The organism is Reyranella soli (assembly GCF_007992495.1).
Lineage (GTDB): Bacteria > Pseudomonadota > Alphaproteobacteria > Reyranellales > Reyranellaceae > Reyranella > Reyranella soli.
In genome coordinates, this window is record NZ_BKAJ01000149.1 from 1 (window position 1) to 22,231 (window position 22,231).

Below are 22,231 nucleotides of genomic sequence, written 5' to 3' on the forward strand. Positions count from 1 at the left end.
CTGGCAATCCCACTCACCGACCCTCGCCAACCGTCATGATCACTTTGCAGAGCTACTAGCTTGAATGATCTAGATACGCCGCGCGATGCCGGCGAACGTAGTCGAGATGAGGCCACTTACGACGGTCGTCAGGTAGACGGATGCGCTCACGCTGTTTCTCGAACAGCATCTGCAGTTCGACTGGAACCCTGTTGTGGGACACGAGCAGACCGTAATCGTCGGTCAACGAAATCAGGTGTCGATCAAACAGCCAGTGAGCCGTCGCCGACAAAGCGAGACCATTCTGCACGACGTCTGGCCCACCTTGGACAACTGGCCAGATATGAGCCGCCTGAGCCTCGGACTTACCGCCGCCGTTGATCATCCGTAAGCGGGTAACGGCGCATGTGTTCTCATAAGCCTCGCAGACGTGGCGGCGGAAGTTAGCATCGCGCACTTTCCGATTCATGAGGATCTGAACGATACGTCTTTCCTGCTCTTCCGCGGGGGCATTCACGAGAGCCAGCGTCTCGGACGAAGCGTGCGTGGGATCGAGTTCAAGTTTCACGGCATTGGCCGGATCCAGAGTCTCCTGGAGGCCGGCTCTAACGATGTCGGAAAATTCCATATTGTGGATCGTGCGGACGGACTTTCCCTGCAAAGTCCGTCCGAGGCTCCGCCTTTCGACGAGTTCCAACTGGCGTTCGTAGAAGCCGCCGGGGCGAGCTAACGGTACGACTTTGTCGAACTCCAGAAAGTCCGACATACGAGCATAGGAGTGTGTCCGATCGGCCGGATCAGGTTCGATATACACCACCCGCGCGCAAGCAAAGTACCCGACCGGTCCGCCACCGCGACGCGGAGCGCGATAGACGATCCAGTCTCCGACCGTCTGTCGCGCCTCCTCCAGATACTGATTGGGAAAATGGTATCTGGTCTGGATCTCGTCGTCGTAGACCGTGCCCGGTCTTGCGTCGAAGATCCCTTTCATCACTCAGCGGACGCCTAGCGCGCTTCTGTCCAGCTCTCCGAGAACGCCAGCGCGCAGGTGCTGAAAGGCCGGCCTTCACGGTCGCGCTTCCACGGCGTGCCGCGCGCCTGGTTGCCGTTGATGGTGAGGCGCGCACCAAGCGCCGGCACCAGCACGGTGCAGACGCCGTATTGCCGGTTCTGCGGCGGCTGGTTGGGCTCGGTGTGGATCAGCAGCGGCTCGCCGATGTCGTACCAGGTCATGGCGACGTCGGCGTCGTGCGCCTTGATGTGCTCGGTCCAGAAGTAGCGCGGATCGCCCGACTTCGAGAAAGTCGCGTCGGTCACCGGGATCGTCGTGTCCTTCAGCTCGGCATTGAGCATGCCCTGCACGGTCTGCTGCAGCCAGCGCGCCATGGCGATGTTGTCGGAATAGATCCGCCAATGGCCATGCGTCAGCTCGCTCTTGACGTAGAGCACGTGTCCCGGCCCGGCCGGACAGAACAGGATCCGCCAGTAGCTGGCGTCGGTCGAATTGGGATCACCGTCCTTTTCGCTGAGGCGAATGAACGGGTTCTCCCCGGTCAGGATCAAACGATGCGGATCTGCGACAGGCATTTCTACTCCCCTTCCGGAACCGGCCGACACGAGTCGACGTTTTCCACAGTTGCAGGCGCAGAGCCTAGCAGGAGGCCGCAAAAATGCGCGAATTGTTTCGTGGCGTCGCCGCAATCGCGGCAGGGCTACTCGGAGCGACCATCGCCTGGTCCAGCGCCATGGCCCAGGGTGAACCGCCTGGCCGGGTGGGGCGTCTCGCCTTCATCAACGGCACGGTTTCCTTCCATGACGACGTGCAGAGCGGCTGGACGCAGGCCGTCGTCAATACGCCGCTGACCACCGGCGACGCCCTGTGGACGGAACCCAACGCCCGCAGCGAGGTCTCGCTCGCCGGCACACGCATCCGCATGGAAGGCGCCACCGAGCTCGACGTGCTGGCGCTCGACGATAGCCAGACTCGCCTGCAGCTCGGACAGGGGCGCATCGACGTGAAGTCGTTCGCGATGGACGCCAACCAGCCCTACGAGATCGCCACGCCGCGCGGCACCATCAAGCTGCTGCAGCAGGGCGACTATTATGTCGAGGCAGGCTCGACCCAGGATCCGACACGGCTCGGCGTGCGTTCCGGTGCGGCGCAGATCCAGGGCCTGAACGGCCAGGTCCTCGCGGTGCGGCCCAACGAGGTCGCCGAAGTGACCGGCGACGGCAGCACCATGCAGCTTCGCACCATCCAGGCCGCGCCTCCTGCGCCGCCGCCCTATTGGGCGAGCCGTGATCGCCAGGTCGCCTACGACCCGCCGCAGTACCTGTCGGCAGGCATGACCGGCTACGAAGACCTCAACGCCTACGGTGACTGGATCAGCGACGGCAGCTACGGCCAAGTCTGGGCGCCGCGCGCGGTGCCGGCCGGCTGGGCGCCGTACCGAACCGGCCACTGGTCCTACGTACAGCCGTGGGGCTGGACCTGGATCGACGAACAGCCGTGGGGTTTCGCGCCCTACCATTACGGCCGGTGGGCCAATGCCGGCAATCGCTGGGTCTGGGTGCCGCCGCAGCGCGACGTGCGTCCGGTCTATGCGCCAGCGCTGGTCGCCTTCGTGGGCGGCGTCGAACTCGCCGTGACGCTCGGCAACCAGAGCGCCGCGCCGGTCGGCTGGTTCCCGCTGGGACCGCGCGAGGTCTACGTGCCGTCCTACACGACCGATCGCGACTATTACTTGCGCCTCAACCGGACGGCGCGCGTCGAGGATCGCATCCTCGAGGACCGCTGGCAGCGCGCACAACGCCACGAGGCCTTCGTCGCCGGCCAGAACTCGGTGCTGATGAACCAGCGGTTCGCCACGGTCGTGCCGACCTCGGCCTTCGTGGGGTCGCAACCGGTCATGCGCTCCGCCCTTCGGGTGCAGCCGCAGGCGCTCGCCCGCGCTCCGGTCGCGCCCGTCGCCGCACCGCCCGCGCCGACGGCGTCCGTGGTCGCCGCCTCCTCGCCGAATGCCGCACCAGCGACGGTGACGCCTGCCGCGCCACAGGCCGCGACGCCACCTGCAACCCCCCAGGCCAGAGCTGCAGCCGCCCCCACGCCGCGGCCGGTCGACCCCAAGGCCGAAGCCGCCGCCAAGGCGAATGCCGAAGCGGCGCTGAAGACGGGCAACGTCGCGGTCGCCAAGACCGCCGTCGCAGACATGCCGACCCTTGCCAGGCCCGGTTCCCTCCAGACGACCGCCGCGCCTGGTCCGAAGGTCGCGTCCGCGCAGCCCAAGGCTGCGACGGACGACAAGAACCGGCAGATTGCCCCTACGCTCGTGCCGCGGCAGGGCGCGGCACCGCCGACGCTCAAGGGCAACGTGACGGCGGCGCCTGCATCGGCGGAACCGGCCAAGCCCGGCGAGTTGCCCAAGCAGCAGCAGGCGACCCCTCAGCCTCAGGCCGCGCCACAAGCGAGGCCGGAGGCGCCACGGCAGCAACAGGCCACGCCGCCGCTGCCGGCACCGCAGCAGGCCAGGCCCGCTGAGCCCGCGAAGCCCCAGGCCGCGCCGCAACCGCAGGCGAAGCCGGTCGAGGCTCCACGGCAGCAGGCTGCGCCTCAGCAGCAGGCGCCGCAGACACCGCAGGCTCAGCAGCCGCGCCCCGAACCGCCGAAGCAGCCGCAGGCGGCCCCGCCACCGCAGCGTCCGGCGCCTCAGCAGCAGGAGGGCCATGCCGCGCCGCAGCGTCCGCAGCCTGCGCCGCAGCAAGTCCAGCCTCAGCAACAGGCGGCAACGCCGCCACGACCTCAGCCGGCTTCGCAGCAGCAAGCGGCACCGCAACAGCACCAAGCGCCGCAGCCGCAGCCGCAGCCCCAGCCCCAGCCGCAGCGCCAGGCGGCGCCCCAGCCCCAGCCTCAGCCTCAACAGCAGCATCAGGCCGCGCCTCAGCCGCAGCAGGCGCAGCCTCAGCAGGCGCAGACGCCGAAGCCTCAGGGCAACGACAAGAAGGACGACAAGAAGTAAGTGAAAACGCCGCTTCAGCGCGTCAAAGCCTGCGACGAGCAAAGTGGACGGATGAACGATACTAGAGTGGACGCTGCCCGAAGCGGGCAGCGTTCTTTTGTAGAGCCAACTACAGGACCTGATTGCGCAGGCTGGCTTTTTCGTCCCGCCACAGCCGGTCGAGGTTCTCGACCAGGATGTCGATCACGTTGTCTTCGTAGGCACGCGTCTCGCCCGCGGTGTGCGGCGTGACGAAGACGTTGGGCAGGGTCCAGAGCGGCGACGCGGCGGGCAGCGGCTCCTCGGCGGTGACGTCGATCGCCGCCGCCCAGATGCGGTTGTTCTTCATGGTGTCGATCAGGGCGGCCTCGTCGGCGACCTTGCCGCGCGCCACGTTGACGAACACCGACGCGGACTTCATCGCCTTGAAGGCCGCCGCGCTCATCAGGCCGGTGGTTTCGGGCGTGAGCGCGCAGGTCAGCGCTACGATGTCGGCCTGCGGCACCAGCTTCACCAGGTCGCCCATGCCATAGATCGAATCGGCACCGTTCTCGCCCTGCGAGGGATCGCGGCGGATGCCGATCACCTTCATGCCGAACGCCTTGGCCAGCAGGGCGAGGTGGCTGCCGATGCGGCCCATGCCGACGACCAGCAGCGTCTTGCCGCCGAGCTCGTCCTCGCGCTGGCCAAGATCGCCGATCATGCCGCGCCACATCTTCTTGTGCTGATTGTCGCGCGCTTCGGGCAGGCGGCGGAAGATCGCCAGGATGAGCGCGATCGCGTGCTCGGCCACGGCCTTGGCATTGACGCCCGCCGCACTGGCGAGTCGCACGCCCTTGGCGCCGAGCTGCTCCTTGGAATACTGGTCCATACCCGAACTGATCGACTGGATGAACTTCAGCTTCGACGCATGCGGGATGAGGTCGTTCTTCCACATGCCCGACGCCACCACGATGTCGGCCTCAGCTATACGCTTCACCAGGTCGTCATAGGCCCAGACCTGGAAGCTCTTGATGCCGGTCTTGCGCTGTTCGAAACGCGCCTGCATCTGGTAGGCCGCATGCGCAAAGCAGATCGTCAGATTGTCCTTCGACGGAAACATTTGCCCCAAACTCCCTAAGCCTTGCGCTCTCCGATGGTGCTGTGGAAGCGCGACAGGAACGACGCCGTACGCGGGTTCTGGGGCCGGAGCAAGACCTCTTCGGCGCGGCCCTGCTCGACCACCTGGCCGGCATCCATGACAAGGACCTGGTCGGCAACATCGCGCGCGAACGCCATCTCGTGCGTGACCACGATCATTGTCGTGCCGTCCGTCGCAAGCTGCTTCATGACGTCCAACACCTCGCCCACCAGCTCTGGATCGAGCGCCGACGTCACCTCGTCGAACAGCATGATTTCCGGCGCCATCGCCATGGCGCGCGCGATGGCGACACGCTGCTGCTGGCCGCCCGACAGATTGCGCGGGAAGCGCTCGGTGAAAGCGGCCAGGCCGACCTTGGCCAAAAGATCGCGGGCGACAGTCTCGGCTTCGGCCTTTGGCATCTTCTTGACGATGACCGGACCGGACATCACGTTCTGCAGCGCCGTCATGTGCGGGAAGAGGTCGAACTGCTGGAACACCATGCCGATACGGGCACGAAAGCGCGCCAGGTCGCGACCGCGCGGCATCGAATGCTTGGACCCGAACTCGATGAGCCGATCGCCGACCTGCAGCGTACCGGCGGACGGCTCCTCCAGGAGATTGATGCAGCGCAGGAAGGTCGACTTGCCGCAGCCCGATGGGCCGATCACCACGACGACCTGGCCGCGATCGACCTCGAGCGACACACCGCGTACCGCCTCGACCGTGCCGTAGCTCTTGCGCAGGCCCTCCGCCTTGACCATCACCTCGCCGCTACTGGTCAACGCGCGCCTCCAGGCGGGCCGCCCACAGGGTGAGCGGATAGAGGATGACGAAATAGGCGATGGCGACGCTGGTATAGACTTCCAGCGGCCGGAAGGTGTCGGAGACGATGATCGAGCCCGTGTACATGAGGTCGGGGATCGCCACGACATAGAGCAGCGAGGTGTTCTTGAGCTGGATGATCGACTGGTTGACGAACGGCGGGATCATGCGCTTGGTGGCCTGCGGCAGGATGATGTGGCGCATCAGCTCGCCGCCGGTCATGCCCAACGCGCGCGATGCCTGCCATTGGCCCTTGTCGATTGAGATGATGCCGCCGCGGAAGATCTCGGTGGCGAAAGCGCCCATGTAGAGCGTGAGGCCGAGACCGGCGGCGAACCAATCCGGCAGCTCGACCTGCAGCACGATCGGCAGCGCGTAGTAGAACCAGACGATCTGCACCAGCAGCGGCGTGCAGCGGAAGATTTCCACGTAGTAGTGCACCGGCAGCGTCACCCAACGGCTGCGCACCAGGAGCAGCAGGCCGCAGATCACGCCGATGATCATGCCGCCGACAACAGTGCCCACGGAGTAGGCCAGCGTGACGCCGAGTCCCTTCGCCCAGAGGTGCGTGTAGCTGAGGACGAGACCGAAGTCCCAGTTGTAGACGGCAGCGAGGGTCATGTCAGAACCGGTCGGGACGGAACGGTGCCAGGTCCACCGTGGTCGGCTTGCCGGTCGCAAGCTCGGCAACAAGCTTGCCGGTGATACCGGCCATGGTGAGGCCGAGATGGTCGTGGCCGAAGGCGAAGAACACGTTCTTGTGGCGCGGCGAGCGGCCGATCACCGGCTTGGAATCGGGATGCGAGGGACGTGGTCCCATCCATTTCGAGGCGGGCTCGCCCTTCAACCCCGGCACCAGCTCCTTGGCCTGCCGCGCGATCATGTCGGCGATGCGCATGTCGGCCGGCGCGTCGGGCGCTGCGAACTCGGCAACGCCGGTGGCGCGGATGCCTTCATGCATGTGCGCCAGCGAGACGTTGCGATCGGCCGACACCAGGGCGCGGCGCAGGCCGAAGTCCTGGCCGGCGAACATCACGTGATAGCCGCGCTCGGCCTCCAGCGGCACCGACGTGCCGAGCTGCTTGGCAAGCGGCCGCGACCAGACACCGGCCGCCAGCACGACGATCTCGACGTCAAGCAGGCCGCGATCGGTGACGATTTTGGTCGGCCCGTCACCGCCGATCTCGAAGCCCCGCACCTCGGCGTTGACGATCTCGCCACCACGGCGGACGAAGTCCTTCGCCAGCGAATCGCACAGCCGCCACGGATCGATGGTCCGGTTGACGTCGGGCAACGACACCGCCTTGATGATCCTGGTCGAAAGCGCGGGCTCCATCTGCCGCGCCTCATTGCCGTCTAGGATGTCCATGTGCACGCCGTTCCGGCGCCGCAGGTCGAGGGCGTAGGCGGCGTTCTGGAACGTCTCCTCGCTCTCGAAGAGCATCATCAGGCCGTCATCCTTCACCCACTGCTTGGCGTCGGCCCCTTCGATCAGCGGCGCGTAGCCCGCGTGCGTATGGACCAGCAGCGAGTTGCGCGCGGCGGCGATCTCCTCGACGCGCGATGGCCGCGCCGCCGCGATGAAGCGCAGGAACCAGGGCAGCGCGCTCGGCACGTGACTCCAACGCAGCTTCAGCGGCGAGCTGGAGTCGAACAGCATCTTCGGCACCTTCTTCAGCACGCCCGGCATGGCGAAGGGCACGCAGGACGCGGTGCCAAAGCTGCCGGAGTTGCCGAAGGAGGCTTTCATGCCGGGCTCGCCCTTCTCGACGAGCCGGACCTTGAAGCCTTCGCGCTGCAGGTGAAGCGCGCAACAGACGCCGACGATGCCGGCGCCTATCACGGTGACGGACTTGGCCATCAGATCGGGGCCATCAGTTCGGCTGGAACGAGACGGTCGACGGGATCTCCAGGCCTTCGCGCGCCAAGGCCGCCTTCATGCGCGCCTCGTTATGGCCGAGCAGGATGTTCCACTCCGCCCAGCGGTTCAGGAACTTCTGCCAGCGGGCATCGTCTTCCAGGCGCAGACCGATGTAGCCCGGCAGGGCCACGCGCGGCGTGGGATTGACGAAGTCGCCCAGGCCCGGGTTCTTGGCCTTGGCGACCATCGAGTTCAGCACCGTCGTTGTGAATGCGTCGGCCCGGCCCGACGACACGGCGAGCGCGATCTCGGCTGCCGTCTTGAATTCGACGCGAGTCGCCTTGGGCGCCATCTTGCGCAGCAGCAGTTCGTCGGACGTGCCGGTCATCACAGCGACCTTTACGCCCTCCTTGTTGTAGTCGGCCCAGACCTTGCCGTTGAACTTCGGGTTGTTCACCGTCACCCATTCGATCCAGTAGATCGGCCCGGCGAAGTCAATGGCGGTGGCGCGCAAGGGCGTCGCCTGTAGGGCGAAGTTCATGTCGACCTTGCCCGACTGGAGCGACAGTACCGACTCGGCGAAACCGCCGACCTCGACGGGCACGAACTTGACCTTGAGCTCGTTGGCGATGTCCTTGCCCATGTCGACCATGGCGCCGACCCATTCGCCGCTCGCCTTGTCGCGCATGAAATAGGGCGAATACTCGAAGATGCCCATGCGCACCTGGCCGGTGCGCTTGATCAGGTCCCAGGTCGATTCGTTCTTGGTCTGCGCTCGCGCCGGAACCGTCGCAGCGACGGTGACGGCAGCAGCAATGACAGTCGCGGAAGCGACATCACGACGGCGGATCCCCATTTCCCTTCTCCTCTCAGCCGTTGTTCATCTTGATTGGACCGATCTCCGCCGGTTCTGACACTCGAGGAGGCAACACGCGACCGACTCTAGGTGTCGCGCTTCGCACCCGTCAAGAACGCACGCAAATTGCGAGCCAAGTTTCATGGCGTCCTGAGCGCAGCGAAGGACCTCATCGCCGCTCGCAATCGGCATGAGATCCTTTCCTTCGGCTTCGCTCAGGACAGGCGCTACGCTCAGGATGACAATCAGCCGTTGCGTCGCCGTGAGTCACTTCAACGTCTCGACGGCATAGTGCTTCACGCGATCCTCGTCGATCTTGATGCCGAGGCCCGGCGTGCGCGGCACGATCACGCGTCCGTTCTGGATGGGGAACGGCTCGGCCAGCAGGTCACGCTCGAGGAAGTACTTGGCCTGATAGAACTCGCAGCCCAGCGAGATGTTGGGCGTGGCCGCGATCACGTGCGTGCCCGCGAGGTGGGCAATGCCGGTCTCGAACATGTCGCCGCCGTAACAGGCGATGCCGGCGGCCTCGCAGATCGCCGCCACCTTGCGGCCGGCCAGCATGCCGCCGTGCTTCATGATCTTGATGCTCACGAGGTCGGCCATGCTCTGCGATGCGACGAGCAGCGCGTCAGTCGCTGTGAACACGCTCTCGTCGGCCAGCACCGGCGTGTCGAGCGCGCGCGTGATCTCGGCCAGGGCGGCGCGATGATGGCCCGGCACCGGCTGCTCGATGAAGGTGGGCTTGAAGGCCTCGACGTCGCGCAGCTGGCGGATGGCGTCGTGGGTCACCATGCCCTGATTGTAGTCGATGCGCAGGTCGGCATCGGACGGCAGCTCCTTGCGGAAGCGCTCCATGCGCTTGAGGTCGGCGGCGTGACCCGCGAATCCCGTCTTCATCTTGAACAGCCGCAGGCCTTCGCCGTAGAGCCGCTTCACCATCTCCATGTCGCGGTCGAAGTCAGGATCGGCGACGGAGAAGGACAAGGGGATGTCGTCGCGGCAGCGGCCGCCCAGAAGCTCGGCGACCGGCAGGCTGGAAGCCTGGCCGACGATGTCGAACAGCGCCATCTCCATCGCCGCCTTCGCCTCGGGATGGCCGACGACGGCATGGTCGGCATCCTGCATCAGCTGCTCGATGCGGAACGGATCGGCGCCGATCAGCACGGGCCGCAGATAGACATTGAGCGCGGCGGCATTGGCCTCGATGGTGCCGGTGAACACCGCCCACGGCGCTGCGTCGCCCCAGCCGGTGATGCCGGCATCCGTTTCGAGCTTCAGAATGGCGTTCTTCACCGAACCTGCGACGTCGCCCGAGCCGTGGCGGCGCATCAGGCGCACCGGAATGTCGGTGATATAGACCGTCGCCGCCGTGATCTTGATCTGCTTCACGAATCCCCCGCTTCCAATTTCCCGTCGTGACGGGATGTGCGATAGCCCAACCCCGCTTCCCGAGGCCCAGTCTATCGCGCACTATGCGTGCCAACCACAACGGGGAACAAACATCATGCGCCGCAATCTGCTCCGTGAACGCCTGAATGCCGGCAAGCCGACCGTCGGCACACATATCCTGTCGGCCTGGCCGACGCTGGTGGAGCTGATCGGCCATTCCAAGTTGTACGACTATGTCGAGTTCACCGCCGAGTACGCGCCCTTCACCATGCACGACCTCGACAATCTCGGCCGTTCGTTCGAGCTCATGAACATGGCGGGCATGATCAAGATCGAGCAGACGCAGTACACCCACCAGGCGATGCGCGCGATCGGCGCGGGCTTCCAGAGCGTGTTGTTTGCCGACATCCGCTCGGTCGAGGACGCCAAGCTCGCCGTCGATGCGGTGCGCGCCGAGACGACGATGGTGCGCGGCGCGCGCGGCCGCGGGCGGCTCGGTGTCGGCATGCGCCGCGACGTCGGCACGGTGCGCCAGGGCGGCACACCCGCCTATGTCGACGCCCTGAACGAGGTCGTGATCGCCATCATGGTCGAGAAGAAGTCGTGCGTTGACGATCTCGACGCCATCCTCTCGGTGCCGGGCATCGACATGGTGCAGTTCGGCGCGTCGGACTTCTCCATGAGCATCGGCAAGACCGGCCAGTACGGCGATTCCGAGGTGCTGGCCGCCGAGACCAAGACCATCCAGACCGCGCTGAAGAAGGGCCTGCATCCGCGCGTCGAGCTGCGCGATCCCAGCCAGGCCGCGCGCTATCTCGAGATGGGCGTAAAGCATTTCTGCATCGGCTGGGACGTGCGCATCCTGGCCGACTGGTGGGATACCAAGGGGGCGGAGATGCGCAAGCTGCTGCGCACCAAGCCGAAGAAGGTGGCGGCGAAGCCGGCGCCGGCACCAGTACGCGCGAAGGGTAAGGCCAACGGCCGGACAGCGGCGCGCGGCAACTACGCCTGACGCACAACAGCAGTAGATAACGGCCGTCCTATCCGGCAATGCGGTCATCGTTGAACGCATGCCGGCCGGGCCCACATTCCTGCCACCGGTCACGCCGCGCCGTCCTGCGCTGCCCGCCGGCCTAGAAGTGTTGGACCAATGGATACGCAGACTGCCGCCAACGAACTGACCGGGCCATCGCCCCCTGTCGCGTCGCGAAGGCCCTCTCGGCGGACCCTGCATGGCATGACTGTGGTTGACGACTACGCCTGGCTGAAGGACGCCAAGTGGCAGGACGTGTTGCGCAACCCGGCCCTGCTCGATCCCGACATTCGGGCCTACCTCGAGGCCGAGAACCGCTACACCGAGACGTTCCTCGGGCCATTGAAGACACTGCAGACGACACTGGTCGCCGAGATGCGCGGCCGCATCAAGGAAGACGATTCGAGCGTGCCGCAGCCCGACGGGCCGTTCGCCTATTTGTGGAAGTTCCGCGAAGGCGGCCAGCACGAAGCGATCGGACGCATGCCGCGCGACGGCGGCGAGGTCCAGGTCCTGCTCGACGGCGACGCCATGGCCAAGGGCCTGCCCTACTTCGATTTCGGCGGCACGCGCCATTCGCTGGACCATCGACTCGAAGCGTGGAGCGCCGACGTCCGCGGCTCGGAGTTCTTCACCATCCGCGTACGCGACTGGCAGACCGGCGCCGACCTGCCCGACGTCATCGAGCAGACGAGCGGCAGCGTCGTGTGGGGTCTCGATTCGACGTTTTTCTACTACGTCCGGCAGGACGACAATCACCGGCCGTTGCACATCTATCGCCATCGCCTGGGCACGCCGCAGAGCGCGGACGTGCTGGTCTATGCCGAGCCCGACAACGGCTGGTTCGTGCGCGCCGAAGAAAGCGCCTCGGGCCGCTTCTGCATCGTCGCCACCGGCAACCAGGAGACCTCCGAGCGCTGGCTGATCGACCTCGCCGACGCCGATGCGACGCCGCGGCTGGTGGCCGCGCGCGAGACCGGCGTGCGCTACAGCGTCCACGACCGCGGCGACCAGCTCTTCATCCACACCAACCAGGGCGGCGCCATCGACTTTCGCATCGCCGTCGCGCCGCTGGCCACGCCCGACCGCGCCAACTGGCGCGAGCTGATCCCGCATCGGCCCGGCATCTACATCATCAGCGTGGCGCTCTATGCCGGTTACCTCGTTCGGGTGGAGCGCGAGAATGCACTGCCGTCGATCGTGATCCGCGACCTCGCCGACGGCAGCGAGCACGTCATCTCCTTCGAGGAGACGGCCTACTCGCTCGATGTCATCGAAGGCTTCGAGTACGACACCACGCGACTCCGCTTCTCCTACTCGTCGATGACGACGCCGACCGAGATCTACGACTACGACATGGCGACCCGCCAGCGGATCCTGCGCAAGCGCCAGGAGATCCCGTCGGGCCACGATCCGGCCAACTACGTCACGACACGCATCATGGCGCAGGCCGACGACGGCGCGCTGGTGCCGGTGTCGATCCTGCACCGCCGCGACCTTGTACGCGACGGCAGCGCGCCCTTGCTGCTCTACGGCTACGGCTCCTACGGCATGGCGATGCCGGCCTCGTTCTCGGCCAACCGCCTGTCGCTGGTCGATCGCGGCTTCGTCTATGCCATCGCCCACATCCGCGGCGGATCGGACAAGGGCTGGGGCTGGTATCTCAACGGCAAGCGCGAGAAGAAGACCAATACCTTCGACGACTTCGCCGCGGCGGCCCGCGCGCTCATCGCCGAGCGCTACACGTCGGCCAGGCGCATCGTCGGCCACGGCGGCAGCGCCGGCGGCATGCTGATGGGCGCGGTCGCCAACCGGGCAGGCGAGCTCTTCGCCGGCATCGTCTCGGAGGTTCCCTTCGTCGACGTGCTGAACACCATGCTCGACGACACCCTACCGCTGACGCCGCCGGAATGGCCCGAATGGGGCAACCCCATCACCGACGAGGCGGCCTTCCGCTACATCCTCTCCTACTCGCCCTACGACAACGTGGCGGCCAGGCACTATCCCGCGATCCTGGCGATGGCCGGACTGACCGATCCCCGCGTCACCTACTGGGAGCCGGCCAAATGGATCGCACGGCTGCGTGCCACCATGACAGGCGGCGGCCCCGTGCTGCTGCGCACCAACATGGGCGCCGGCCACGGCGGCGCCGCCGGCCGTTTCGATCGACTGGAAGAGGTGGCGATCGCCTATGCCTTCGCGCTGCAGGTCGTGGGACTGGCGCACGCTCACACCACGTAGCGTTTAGTGTCTGCAGGATTGGACATACGTCCGCTGTCGCGGTCCGAGCTGCCTGTGCCGGCCGCCGGCCTGGCGCGCTGGTTGATCGGCAAGACGCTGGTGCGCGAGCACAGGCGCGGGCGCATGAGCGGACGCATTGTCGAAACTGAGGCCTATGTCGTGGGCGATGCCAGCGGCCATGCCTACATCGGCAAGACCAACCGCAATGCCTCGCTGTTCCTCGAACGCGGCCACGCCTACGTCTATTTCGTCTACGGCTGCTGGTACTCCTTGAATGTCAGCGCCGGCCGCGCCGGCATCGGCACCGGCGTCCTGTTGCGGGCACTGGAGCCGCTCGAAGGCATCGCCCTCATGTCCCGCCACCGCCTCGGCGTACGCGAGCAGGATCTGGCACGCGGCCCCGGCAATCTTGCCACGGCCTTGAATATCACCCGCGCACTCGACGGCCATGATCTTTGCGCCGGCGGCCCGCTTTGGCTGGGCGATGCCGTCAGGCCACGCGGCCGCCTGGGCAGCAGCACACGCATCGGCATCAGCCGTGAAACACATCGCGTGCTGCGCTTCTTCGAAGAGGGGAATCGCTCCGTGAGCGGGCCCAGAAACCCGGCGCGCGTCACGCCCGCGTGACCCGGCCGCGATAGCTCTGGACAGGCATTCAACTGACGGTACATCCTCCCGTCGGCTAATGGGAGGGAACCAACAATGACTTATAAAGCCAAAGCTGGGCGTAATACGCGTCGTAAGTTCCTCAAGGGTGCCGCCGTCGCCGGTGCTGTCGTCGCCACTCCTGCCGTCGTGCACGCGCAGGGGCCGATCAGCATGCGCTGGCAGAGCACCTGGCCTTCGAAGGACATCTTCCACGAGTACGCGTTGGACTTCGCCAAGAAGATCAACGACATGACCGGCGGCGATCTCAAGATCGAAGTGCTGCCGGCGGGCGCCGTCGTTCCGGCGTTCGGCCTCCTCGAAGCGGTGTCCAAGGGCACGCTCGACGGCGGCCACGGCGTGCTGGTCTATCACTACGGCAAGCAGACGGCGCTGGCGCTGTGGGGGTCGGGCCCGGGCTACGCCATGGACGCCAACATGCTGCTGTCCTGGCACAAGTACGGCGGCGGCAAGGAGCTCTTGGAGAAGCTCTACGCCTCGATCGGCGCCAACGTCGTGTCGTTCCCCTACGGGCCGATGCCGACGCAGCCGCTCGGCTGGTACAAGAAACCGATCACCAAGGTGGAGGACTTCCAGGGATTGAAGTTCCGCACCGTCGGCATCTCGATCGATGTGTTCCAGGCGATGGGCGCGGCGGTCAACGCCCTGCCCGGCGGCGAGATCGTGGCGGCCATGGATCGCGGCCTGCTCGACGCGGCCGAGTTCAACAACGCCTCGTCCGACCGCATCCTGGGCTTCGCCGACGTCTCGAAGGTCTGCATGCTGCAGAGCTATCACCAGAACGCCGAGCAGTTCGAGATCATGTTCAACAAGGACAAGTACAACGCGCTGCCGGAGAAGATGCGGGCCATCATCGCCAACGGCGTGGAGGCCGCCAGCCAGGACATGTCGTGGAAGGCGATCGACCGCTATTCCAAGGACTATGTCGAGCTGCAGACCAAGGACAAGGTGCGCTTCTACAAGACGCCTGACGCCGTGCTGAAGCGTCAGCTCGAGGTCTATGACGACGTGGTCGCCAAGAAGTCGGCGGAGAACGCGCTGTTCAAGGAGATCGCCCAGTCGCAGATCGCCTTCGCCAAGCGCGCCACGCAGTGGGAGCAGGACACGGTGGTCAGCCGCAAGATGGCCTTCGACCACTACTTCGGCCCGCAGGCCAAGCCGATCAAGCTCTAGGTCTTTGTCATCTTGAGCGAAGCGAAGGATCTCATGCCCGTGGCAACGGCGATGAGGTCCTTCGCTTACGCTCAGGACGACAGAGTAATTTAAAGCCAGCCCATGACAATCCAACGCTTCCTTCACGCCATCGACGGCATCAGCACCTGGGTCGGCAAGGCCGCGGCCTGGCTGATCATCGCCCTGATGGCGGTCGTCTGCCTGGAAGTCCTGAAGCGATACGCGCTCAACGCGCCGACGGCCTGGATCTTCGACCTCAACAACATGCTCTACGGCTCGCTGTTCATGCTGTGCGGTGCGTACGCACTGGCGCAAAACGCGCATGTCCGCGGCGACTTCCTCTACAGCTCGATGCGGCCGCGCACCCAGGCGTTGCTCGACCTGGTGCTGTACTTCGTCTTCTTCTTCCCCGGCATCGGCGCCCTGCTCTATGCCGGCTGGGAATATGCCGGCGATTCCTGGCGCATCAACGAGCATTCCAACGTCACCGCCGACGGCCCGCCGGTCTATCATTTCAAGACCGTCATCCCGATCGCCGGCGCCCTCGTGCTGCTGCAGGGCGTAGCCGAGGTCGTGCGCTGCGTCGTCTGCCTCAAGACCGGCGTCTGGCCGTCGCGACTGAAGGACGTGAGCGAGATCGACGTCGTCGAGGAACAGCTCTCCCAGAGCGAGCATGTCGACGAGGAAGAGCGCCAGGCCGCCATCGCGCGGGCGGCGCAGATCGAGGAAGCGGCGCGGCAGCGCGGCCTAGGTGGCAGTGTGGGTGGATCGGGAGACAACAAGATATGAGCGATCCCGCCCTCGGGCTCCTGATGCTCGCGCTCATCGTGGTCGTGATCATGATGGGCTTTGCCACGGCCTTCACCCTCATGGGGCTCGGCATCGTCTTCGGCTTCATCGCCTTCTACACGCCGGGGCAGCCGTGGGCCGACAACAAGATCTTCACCCTGATGGTCCAGCGCACCTACGGCGCCATGACCAACGACGTGCTGATCTCCATCCCGCTGTTCGTGCTGATGGGCTACGTGATGGAGCGCGGCGCGCTCGTCGACAAGATGTTCTATTCCATCCAGCTCGCCTTCCGCCGCGTGCCGGCGGCGCTCGCGGTGGCGACTCTGGTGGTCTGCACCTTCTGGGGCATCGCCAGCGGCCTCGTTGGCGCGGTCGTGGTGCTGATGGGCGTCATCGCCTTCAATCCGATGCTGCGCGCCGGCTACGACGTGAAGCTCGCTTCGGGCGTGATCACCGCCGGCGGCACGCTCGGCATCCTGATCCCGCCGTCGGTGATGATCATCGTCTACGCCGCGGTGGCCGGCCAGTCGGTGGTCAAGCTCTACGCCGCGGCGATGATCCCGGGCTTCTTCCTCGCCTTTCTCTATCTCGTCTACATCATGGGCTGGGCGCTGCTGGACCCGAAGATCGCCCCGCAGCTGCCCGAGGAGCAGACGCGCGTCCCGGTGCCGGGTTGGGTCGAACGCCTGCAGGCGGCCTATTCGCGCAACGTGCTGGTCGGCCTGGTCAAGGCATTGTTCGCGCCGGCCAAGGCCCGCGACCTCATCGACGACGGCAAGCCGCTCGGCTATCGCGGCATCCTCTACAATTTCAGCATGGCCCTGGTGCCGATCGCGCTCTACGTCGCCACGTTCGGCGGCACCTGGTGGTACGTCGTGATCCACAAGAAATCGATCGAGGCGCCCGAGGCGGCCGGCCTGCAGCCGCTCGGCGGGGCGGCAGCCCAGGCGGCAGAGGCCGCGGAGGAGGTCGTGCCGCAGGCCTTCTACATCTGGTTCGCCGTCTTCGCCGCGCTCTTCCTGCTCGCCACGATCCGCTACTACTGGCGCATGGACGCCGCGCGCTTCACGGTCCTGAAGCTGCTCAGCATCTCGGTGATGCCGCTCGGCATCCTGACGGTCGTGGTGTTGGCGGTGATCCTGTTCGGCATCACCACGGCCACCGAATCGGCGGCGGTCGGCGCGGCCGGCGCCTTCCTGCTCGCCTTCCAGGCGCGCACCCTCGACTGGAAGCGCACCAAGGAAGCGGTGTTCCTGACCGCCAAGACCACCGCCATGGTGTGCTGGCTGTTCGTCGGCTCGGCGCTGTTCTCGGCAGTGTTCGCCATCCTCGGCGGCCAGGGCCTAGTCGAGCGCTGGGCGCTGTCGCTCAACCTGACGCCGGTCCAGTTCATGCTGCTGTCGCAGGCCATCATCTTCATCCTGGGATGGCCGCTGGAATGGACGGAGATCATCATCATCTTCGTGCCGATCTTCCTGCCGCTCCTGAAGCACTACAACATCGACCCCGTCCTGTGGGGCACCCTGGTGTTCGTGAACTTGCAAGCCGCGTTTCTCTCCCCGCCCGTCGCCATGTCGGCCTACTACCTGAAGGGCGTCTCGCCGCCGCACGTCACGCTGAACCAGATCTTCGGCGGCATGATGCCCTACATGCTGATCGTCATCCTCTGCATGGTGATCATGTACCTGTGGCCCGGCATGACGCTGTGGCTGCCGAATTATCTGTACGGCGGCGGCTGATCTTTACTTCTTGCCGTCCCTTGCGCCTTCGACGTCGAACACGAGCTTCTGTATTCCGGGCTGCCGCTCGGGCGAGAGAATGAGCGTGACCTTCAGGCGGCCACGCGCGCAGGCCAACGTGAAGGTGCCACCCAGTGCATGCGTCGGCTCGATCGCCGCGACCGTGCCCTCGCCCAATTTCCGCTTCAGGTCGGCGAGCTTGGCATTGCGCAGCGGCGGTGGCGTGTCGAGAAGCAGGTTCGGCGCACAGGCATCGGCGACATCCTCGATCCGGCCCGAGGTGTAGGCCTTGATCACGGCATCGACGGCGCGCTTGAGCGCCGCGGATGGCGCGACAGGCGGACGCTTCGGCGCGGCGTCGTGCAGGATCTGCGCCAGAAGCGGCGTCAGCTTCGACATCGGCGCGTAAGTGCGGTTGGCGAAGGCGAACACGCCCCAGCCGCGGTCGGGCAGCATCAGCACATGCGAGCCGTAGCCCGGCAGGCCGCCGGGGTGATGCAGGACGCGGCCGAGCCGCGGGTCTTCCGTGTCCATCAGGCCGTAGCCGTAGGCGGTGGGTCGCGGTTCGGGTGGCCCGTCCGGCTGAAAGGGTGGCGCGTGATAGAGCGCCATCTCGCGCACGCTCGCGCGCCGGACCGGGCCGGTCTCGGGATCGTCGCGCGCCGGCCAGGCCGAGAGCAGGAAGGCGACCCAGCGTGCATAGTCCGGCGCCGTCGTGACCAGGCCGCCCATGGCGCCGACCTCGCCGTCCGGCTCGATGCGCTCGCGCGACCATGTCTTGCCGTCGAGGCGGTAGCCGAAGGCATAGTCGCCGCGCGCCGCCGCGATCGCGTCGAAGGTCGTATGCGCCATGCCGAGCGGCGCGAGGAAGAGCCGCCGCATGTAGTCCTGGTAGGGCTCGCCGCTCACGTTGGTCAGGACCCGGCCGAGCAGCGCATAGCCCAGGTTGGAATATTCGTAGGCGAGGCCGGGCGCGCGGGCGAACAGCGTGCCGGTGGCGATCACCTCGTCGAGCCCGGCCGGCGTCATGCCGAGCACGCGGTCGCCCCACGGATCGTCGGTGACGAAGCCCGCGACGTGACACAGGAGATCGCGCACCGTGACCGGCTTGCTGTCGGCGGTGGCGGGTTTCACTGCTGCGAACTGCGGCACGTACTCGGCGAGCGGCGCATCGAGCACGACCTTGCCGGCATCGCGCAGCGAGACGATCGCGAGCGCCGTCATGTTCTTGGTCATCGAGGCGATGCGGAAGGCGGTGTCGGTCTCCACCGGCCTCCCGGCCTCGCGGTCGGCCAGCCCGAACGCCGTGACATGGACGAGGCGTCCCTGGTCGACGATGCCCGCGACAAGGCCGGGGAGCTTGGTCTTCTCGGCGAAAGCCGCCGAGGCGGCGTCGATTTCGGCAAACATCGGGTCACCATAGCGGGACCGAGCGGCGCGCGTCGCCTGTCATCGCGGTGATGTTGCGGGCGGCGACAGCGCCGGGCACGATGCGGCCCGACGCTTGGGGGACACCATGGATCTCAATGGAAAGGTCGCCTTCGTCACCGGCGGGTCGGGCGACATCGGCAAGGCGATCGCGCAGGCGCTGGCCAGCGCCGGCACCGACGTTGTCGTTTCCTATGTCGGCGATGCCGGGCGAGCCAACGCGGCGGTCGAGGCGATCCGGAAGACCGGCCGGCAGGGCCACGCCGTGCAGCTCGATCAACGCGATCCCAAATCGATCGATGCCTGCGTCGAGAAGGTGATCGGGCAGTTCGGACGGCTCGATATCCTCGTCAACAACGCCGCATGGAATATCGGCATCCCGTTCAGCGACCTCGAGACGCTGACATCGGACATCTGGGATCGCGTCCTCGAGACCAACGTTCGCGGCCCTTTCCTGCTGTGCCGGGCGCTCGCCCCGGAACTGCGCCGGCACAAGGCCGGCCGGATCATCAATATCGCCTCGCTCGCCGGGCTTGCCCCGGGCGGCAGCAGCATCGCCTATGCGGCCAGCAAATCGGCGCTGATCCATCTCACGCACTGCCTGGCCGTCGCGCTGGCGCCGGATGTGAGCGTGAACTGCATTGCGCCCGGGCTGGTTGAAGGAACCCGCATGGCCGGGCGGCTGCCGGAGGACATGAAGCAATCGATCCGCTCCCAAACCATCCTCGGACGGACGGGAAGCGCCGACGACATCGCGCAGATGGCCGTCACCTATTGCCGGGCGGACAGCATGACCGGGCAAACGGTTGTCGTCGACGGCGGATCCCCGATCGGGATGCGTTGAGCGCGGGCATCGGGAGAAGATGATGCCCTTCTTCTCCTCCCCCGCTTGCGGGGGAGGATACAGGAGGGGGCAGGCCACACGTCGGGGGTTGGCCAATTTCAGATCATGATCTCATCCTCGGAGAGGCCACCTATGAGGCTCTCCCCCTCCCTACCCTCCCCCGTATGACGGGGGGAGGAAAAGAGGTAGATGATGTCGACAACCACAATAAGGAGGAACGCCATGAAAGCAGCAGCCGACAAGGTTCTGAAGGATGCGGTGAGCAAGGGCGATGTGCCGGGCGTGGTCGCGACGGCGACCGATGCCAAGGGCACGACCTACGAAGGCGGCTTCGGCAAGCGGATGCTGGGCGAGACGGCCGAAATGACGCCCGATACCGTGGTGTGGATCGCCTCGATGACCAAAGCGGTCACCGGCGCCGCCGCCATGCAGCTCGTCGAGCGCGGCAAGCTCTCGCTCGATGGACCCGCCAAGGACGTGATCCCGGCACTGGGCGAGGTCGGTGTGCTCGACGGCTTCGACTCCGCCGGCAAGCCCAAGACACGCAAGGCCAAGAGCGACATCACGCTGCGCCATCTGCTGACCCATACCGCAGGCTTCGGCTACGACATCTGGAGTCCCGAGATCGCCAAGTACATGGAGGCGATGGAGGTGCCGGGCATCATCTCATGCCAGGACAAGGCGCTGACCACGCCGTTGCTGTTCGATCCCGGCGAGCGCTGGTTCTACGGCATCAACATCGACTTCGCCGGCAAGATGGTCGAGGCGGCGAGCGGCCAGAAGCTCGGCAAGTACATGCAGGACAACCTGTTCGGGCCGCTCGGCATGACGAGCACGGCGTTCCGCATCACTGACGACATGCGCAAGCGCATGGCCAGGATCCATCATCGCGGCGCCGACGGTGCCCTGATGCCCGACCCCACCATCGAGATTCCGCAGGAGCCGGAGTTCGAGATGGGCGGCGGCGGGCTCTACAGCACGGCCGGCGACTACCTGAAGTTCGTGCGCATGATGCTGAACCAGGGCAAGTCGGACAAAGGTGAGGCGGTGCTGAAGCCTGCCACGGTCGCGGAGATGTCGAACAACGCCATGGGCGATTGCAAGGTCTGCCTGCTCGAGACGGCCGCCCCGCCCTTCTCCAACGATGCCGAGTTCTTCCCCGGCATGGACAAGCAATGGGGCCTCTCCTTCATGATCAACAATGAAGAGGCGCCGACCGGACGGTCGCCCGGATCGCTGGCCTGGGCGGGCCTGGCCAACACCTACTACTGGATCGACCAGAACAAGGGCGTCGGCGGCGTCTACGCCACCCAGGTCCTGCCCTTCGCCGACGTGAAGTCGCTGCCGCTGTTCCATGCGTTCGAAAGTGCGGTGTACGGGCGCTCATGATCTTCCGGACCGCGCGCGTCCTCGCGCGCCTCATGATTATGAGCGCGCGAGGACGCGCGCGGTCCAGAAGAGCATGATCGTGAGCGGCCGGGACCTAGCGTTGCAACTGCAGGCGCTCCAGGAACTGGAAGCTCTTGGCGACGCTTGTGAGTGGATCCGACGAATCGTCCTGCTCGACGAAGAGATGCTGCACGCCGGCGAGAAGCGCGGTGCGGACGATCTGTTCCATGGGCAGGACGCCGCTGCCGACTTCCACCGTCGAGCCGTCCGCGCCCAGGTCCTTCAGGTGCACGAGCACGATCCGGTCCGCGCCGTTCTTCAGGTATTGGACGGGGCCCTGCCCTGCCTTGGCGACCCAGTAGACATCGAGCTCGAGCTTGACGTCGCGCGGGTCGGTTTCCGTCAGCAGCAGCCGGAACGGCGTCGTGCCGTCGGCGAACGGCGCGAATTCGAAGTCGTGATTGTGATAGGCGAGCACGAGGCCCCGGCTGCGAGCGGCGCCCCCGATCCCGTTCAGCATCCGGCAGACTTTTCTCCAATCGTCAGCCGTGCTGCGTTCCGCGGCCTCGACCGACGGGCACACCAGGTAGGTCGCTCCGAGAGCGCGCGCCTCCTCGACAACGCCAGCGAAGTCTCCGCGCAGCCTGTCGTAGCTTGCGTGCATTGACGGCGCGCTCAGTCCGTAGCGCTGCAGGCTCATGCGCATGGCGGGCGCCGTAACACGCGGCAACCCTGCAAGCTCGACCTCGCGATAGCCGATGTCGGCAACGCGCCTCAGCGCGCTCTCCAGGTCGGCATCGAGAGCGTCCCTTACGGTGTAGAGCTGCAGCCCGGGACGCCACGACGGGCGTGGCTGCGCAAGAATGCTGGGCGACAAGGCAGATCCCGCCAGCATGGC

Annotated in this window: 20 protein-coding genes; 9 read left to right on the forward strand and 11 right to left on the reverse strand. The window is 66.1% G+C overall.

From position 1 onward, the window contains the following. Positions 1 to 55: 55 nt before the first annotated feature. On the reverse strand, positions 56 to 970 hold the full coding sequence (locus tag RSO01_RS35935; protein WP_147155427.1) for an HNH endonuclease: 915 nt from the start codon (positions 968 to 970) through the stop codon (positions 56 to 58). Positions 971 to 984: 14 nt separating this feature from the next. Further along, positions 985 to 1,566 carry a hypothetical protein gene (locus tag RSO01_RS35940; RefSeq protein WP_147155428.1) on the reverse strand — a complete coding sequence of 194 codons (582 nt, stop codon included), beginning with the start codon at positions 1,564 to 1,566 and terminating at the stop codon, positions 985 to 987. 83 nt (positions 1,567 to 1,649) lie between these two features. On the opposite strand from RSO01_RS35940, the gene RSO01_RS35945 reads away from it, so the two are divergent. Beyond that, positions 1,650 to 3,995 (forward strand): FecR family protein, encoded by a 2,346-nt coding sequence (locus RSO01_RS35945; protein WP_147155429.1) that lies wholly within the window; start codon positions 1,650 to 1,652, stop codon positions 3,993 to 3,995. 109 nt (positions 3,996 to 4,104) lie between these two features. Here the strand turns inward: RSO01_RS35945 and RSO01_RS35950 are convergent, their stop codons facing one another. From RSO01_RS35950 to RSO01_RS35975, 6 genes are all read right to left on the reverse strand, one after another. Further along, complete coding sequence (locus RSO01_RS35950; protein ID WP_147155430.1) at positions 4,105 to 5,076, reverse strand: D-2-hydroxyacid dehydrogenase; 972 nt, start codon at positions 5,074 to 5,076, stop codon at positions 4,105 to 4,107. Between the two features lie 14 nt (positions 5,077 to 5,090). After that, a complete protein-coding gene (locus RSO01_RS35955) occupies positions 5,091 to 5,858 on the reverse strand; it encodes an amino acid ABC transporter ATP-binding protein (RefSeq protein WP_147155454.1) in 768 nt (255 codons plus the stop codon). A 10-nt stretch (positions 5,859 to 5,868) separates the two neighbouring features. Then, positions 5,869 to 6,540 carry an amino acid ABC transporter permease gene (locus RSO01_RS35960; RefSeq protein WP_147155431.1) on the reverse strand — a complete coding sequence of 224 codons (672 nt, stop codon included), beginning with the start codon at positions 6,538 to 6,540 and terminating at the stop codon, positions 5,869 to 5,871. Position 6,541: 1 nt separating this feature from the next. Further along, positions 6,542 to 7,780 (reverse strand): NAD(P)/FAD-dependent oxidoreductase, encoded by a 1,239-nt coding sequence (locus RSO01_RS35965; protein ID WP_147155432.1) that lies wholly within the window; start codon positions 7,778 to 7,780, stop codon positions 6,542 to 6,544. A 13-nt stretch (positions 7,781 to 7,793) separates the two neighbouring features. Continuing rightward, positions 7,794 to 8,636, reverse strand: coding sequence for a transporter substrate-binding domain-containing protein (locus RSO01_RS35970; protein WP_147155433.1), 843 nt, complete (start codon positions 8,634 to 8,636; stop codon positions 7,794 to 7,796). 267 nt (positions 8,637 to 8,903) lie between these two features. Next, a complete protein-coding gene (locus RSO01_RS35975) occupies positions 8,904 to 10,028 on the reverse strand; it encodes an enolase C-terminal domain-like protein (protein WP_246159049.1) in 1,125 nt (374 codons plus the stop codon). 115 nt (positions 10,029 to 10,143) lie between these two features. Between RSO01_RS35975 and RSO01_RS35980 the strand changes: the two genes are divergently transcribed. The 6 genes from RSO01_RS35980 (at position 10,144) to RSO01_RS36005 (ending at position 17,672) form a co-directional block, all read left to right on the forward strand. Continuing rightward, positions 10,144 to 11,040, forward strand: a complete 897-nt coding sequence (locus RSO01_RS35980; protein ID WP_170303618.1) for an HpcH/HpaI aldolase family protein — start codon at positions 10,144 to 10,146, stop codon at positions 11,038 to 11,040. A gap of 138 nt (positions 11,041 to 11,178) precedes the next feature. Further along, positions 11,179 to 13,302 carry a S9 family peptidase gene (locus tag RSO01_RS35985; RefSeq protein WP_147155435.1) on the forward strand — a complete coding sequence of 708 codons (2,124 nt, stop codon included), beginning with the start codon at positions 11,179 to 11,181 and terminating at the stop codon, positions 13,300 to 13,302. Positions 13,303 to 13,308: 6 nt separating this feature from the next. After that, complete coding sequence (locus tag RSO01_RS35990) at positions 13,309 to 13,929, forward strand: DNA-3-methyladenine glycosylase (RefSeq protein WP_218037560.1); 621 nt, start codon at positions 13,309 to 13,311, stop codon at positions 13,927 to 13,929. A gap of 75 nt (positions 13,930 to 14,004) precedes the next feature. Next, complete coding sequence (locus RSO01_RS35995) at positions 14,005 to 15,141, forward strand: TRAP transporter substrate-binding protein (protein WP_147155436.1); 1,137 nt, start codon at positions 14,005 to 14,007, stop codon at positions 15,139 to 15,141. A 102-nt stretch (positions 15,142 to 15,243) separates the two neighbouring features. Then, positions 15,244 to 15,930, forward strand: coding sequence for a TRAP transporter small permease subunit (locus tag RSO01_RS36000; RefSeq protein WP_147155437.1), 687 nt, complete (start codon positions 15,244 to 15,246; stop codon positions 15,928 to 15,930). Then, positions 15,927 to 17,672 carry a TRAP transporter large permease gene (locus tag RSO01_RS36005; protein WP_147155438.1) on the forward strand — a complete coding sequence of 582 codons (1,746 nt, stop codon included), beginning with the start codon at positions 15,927 to 15,929 and terminating at the stop codon, positions 17,670 to 17,672. The genes RSO01_RS36000 and RSO01_RS36005 overlap by 4 nt, the downstream gene beginning before the upstream one ends. 3 nt (positions 17,673 to 17,675) lie before the next feature. Here RSO01_RS36005 and RSO01_RS36010 read toward each other — a convergent pair whose 3' ends face one another. Then, positions 17,676 to 19,082 (reverse strand): serine hydrolase domain-containing protein, encoded by a 1,407-nt coding sequence (locus RSO01_RS36010; RefSeq protein WP_147155439.1) that lies wholly within the window; start codon positions 19,080 to 19,082, stop codon positions 17,676 to 17,678. Positions 19,083 to 19,086: 4 nt separating this feature from the next. After that, positions 19,087 to 19,380, reverse strand: a complete 294-nt coding sequence (locus RSO01_RS49160; RefSeq protein WP_246159052.1) for a hypothetical protein — start codon at positions 19,378 to 19,380, stop codon at positions 19,087 to 19,089. Here RSO01_RS49160 and RSO01_RS36015 point away from each other — a divergent pair. Together RSO01_RS36015 and RSO01_RS36020 are read left to right on the forward strand one after the other, a co-directional pair. Further along, complete coding sequence (locus tag RSO01_RS36015; RefSeq protein ID WP_246159051.1) at positions 19,261 to 19,944, forward strand: SDR family NAD(P)-dependent oxidoreductase; 684 nt, start codon at positions 19,261 to 19,263, stop codon at positions 19,942 to 19,944. The genes RSO01_RS49160 and RSO01_RS36015 overlap by 120 nt on opposite strands. Positions 19,945 to 20,166: 222 nt before the next feature. After that, the gene (locus RSO01_RS36020) at positions 20,167 to 21,333 is read left to right on the forward strand and encodes a serine hydrolase domain-containing protein (protein WP_147155441.1); all 1,167 of its coding nucleotides are present in this window, start codon (positions 20,167 to 20,169) and stop codon (positions 21,331 to 21,333) included. Between the two features lie 94 nt (positions 21,334 to 21,427). Here the strand turns inward: RSO01_RS36020 and RSO01_RS36025 are convergent, their stop codons facing one another. After that, entirely contained in the window at positions 21,428 to 22,228 is an 801-nt protein-coding gene (locus RSO01_RS36025) for a sugar phosphate isomerase/epimerase family protein (RefSeq protein ID WP_170303620.1), read from the reverse strand. Positions 22,229 to 22,231: the final 3 nt, after the last annotated feature.

What these genes read in the sequence shown, in the direction of transcription:
- RSO01_RS35935 (WP_147155427.1), bottom strand. Translation starts at nt 970, where the DNA reads ATGAAAGGGATCTTCGACGCAAGACCGGGCACGGTCTACGACGACGAG.
- RSO01_RS35940 (WP_147155428.1), bottom strand. Translation starts at nt 1,566, where the DNA reads ATGCCTGTCGCAGATCCGCATCGTTTGATCCTGACCGGGGAGAACCCG.
- RSO01_RS35945 (WP_147155429.1), top strand. Translation starts at nt 1,650, where the DNA reads ATGCGCGAATTGTTTCGTGGCGTCGCCGCAATCGCGGCAGGGCTACTC.
- RSO01_RS35950 (WP_147155430.1), bottom strand. Translation starts at nt 5,076, where the DNA reads ATGTTTCCGTCGAAGGACAATCTGACGATCTGCTTTGCGCATGCGGCC.
- RSO01_RS35955 (WP_147155454.1), bottom strand. Translation starts at nt 5,858, where the DNA reads ATGGTCAAGGCGGAGGGCCTGCGCAAGAGCTACGGCACGGTCGAGGCG.
- RSO01_RS35960 (WP_147155431.1), bottom strand. Translation starts at nt 6,540, where the DNA reads ATGACCCTCGCTGCCGTCTACAACTGGGACTTCGGTCTCGTCCTCAGC.
- RSO01_RS35965 (WP_147155432.1), bottom strand. Translation starts at nt 7,780, where the DNA reads ATGGCCAAGTCCGTCACCGTGATAGGCGCCGGCATCGTCGGCGTCTGT.
- RSO01_RS35970 (WP_147155433.1), bottom strand. Translation starts at nt 8,636, where the DNA reads ATGGGGATCCGCCGTCGTGATGTCGCTTCCGCGACTGTCATTGCTGCT.
- RSO01_RS35980 (WP_170303618.1), top strand. Translation starts at nt 10,144, where the DNA reads ATGCGCCGCAATCTGCTCCGTGAACGCCTGAATGCCGGCAAGCCGACC.
- RSO01_RS35985 (WP_147155435.1), top strand. Translation starts at nt 11,179, where the DNA reads ATGGATACGCAGACTGCCGCCAACGAACTGACCGGGCCATCGCCCCCT.
- RSO01_RS35995 (WP_147155436.1), top strand. Translation starts at nt 14,005, where the DNA reads ATGACTTATAAAGCCAAAGCTGGGCGTAATACGCGTCGTAAGTTCCTC.
- RSO01_RS36000 (WP_147155437.1), top strand. Translation starts at nt 15,244, where the DNA reads ATGACAATCCAACGCTTCCTTCACGCCATCGACGGCATCAGCACCTGG.
- RSO01_RS36005 (WP_147155438.1), top strand. Translation starts at nt 15,927, where the DNA reads ATGAGCGATCCCGCCCTCGGGCTCCTGATGCTCGCGCTCATCGTGGTC.
- RSO01_RS36010 (WP_147155439.1), bottom strand. Translation starts at nt 19,082, where the DNA reads ATGTTTGCCGAAATCGACGCCGCCTCGGCGGCTTTCGCCGAGAAGACC.
- RSO01_RS36020 (WP_147155441.1), top strand. Translation starts at nt 20,167, where the DNA reads ATGAAAGCAGCAGCCGACAAGGTTCTGAAGGATGCGGTGAGCAAGGGC.
- RSO01_RS36025 (WP_170303620.1), bottom strand. Translation starts at nt 22,228, where the DNA reads ATGCTGGCGGGATCTGCCTTGTCGCCCAGCATTCTTGCGCAGCCACGC.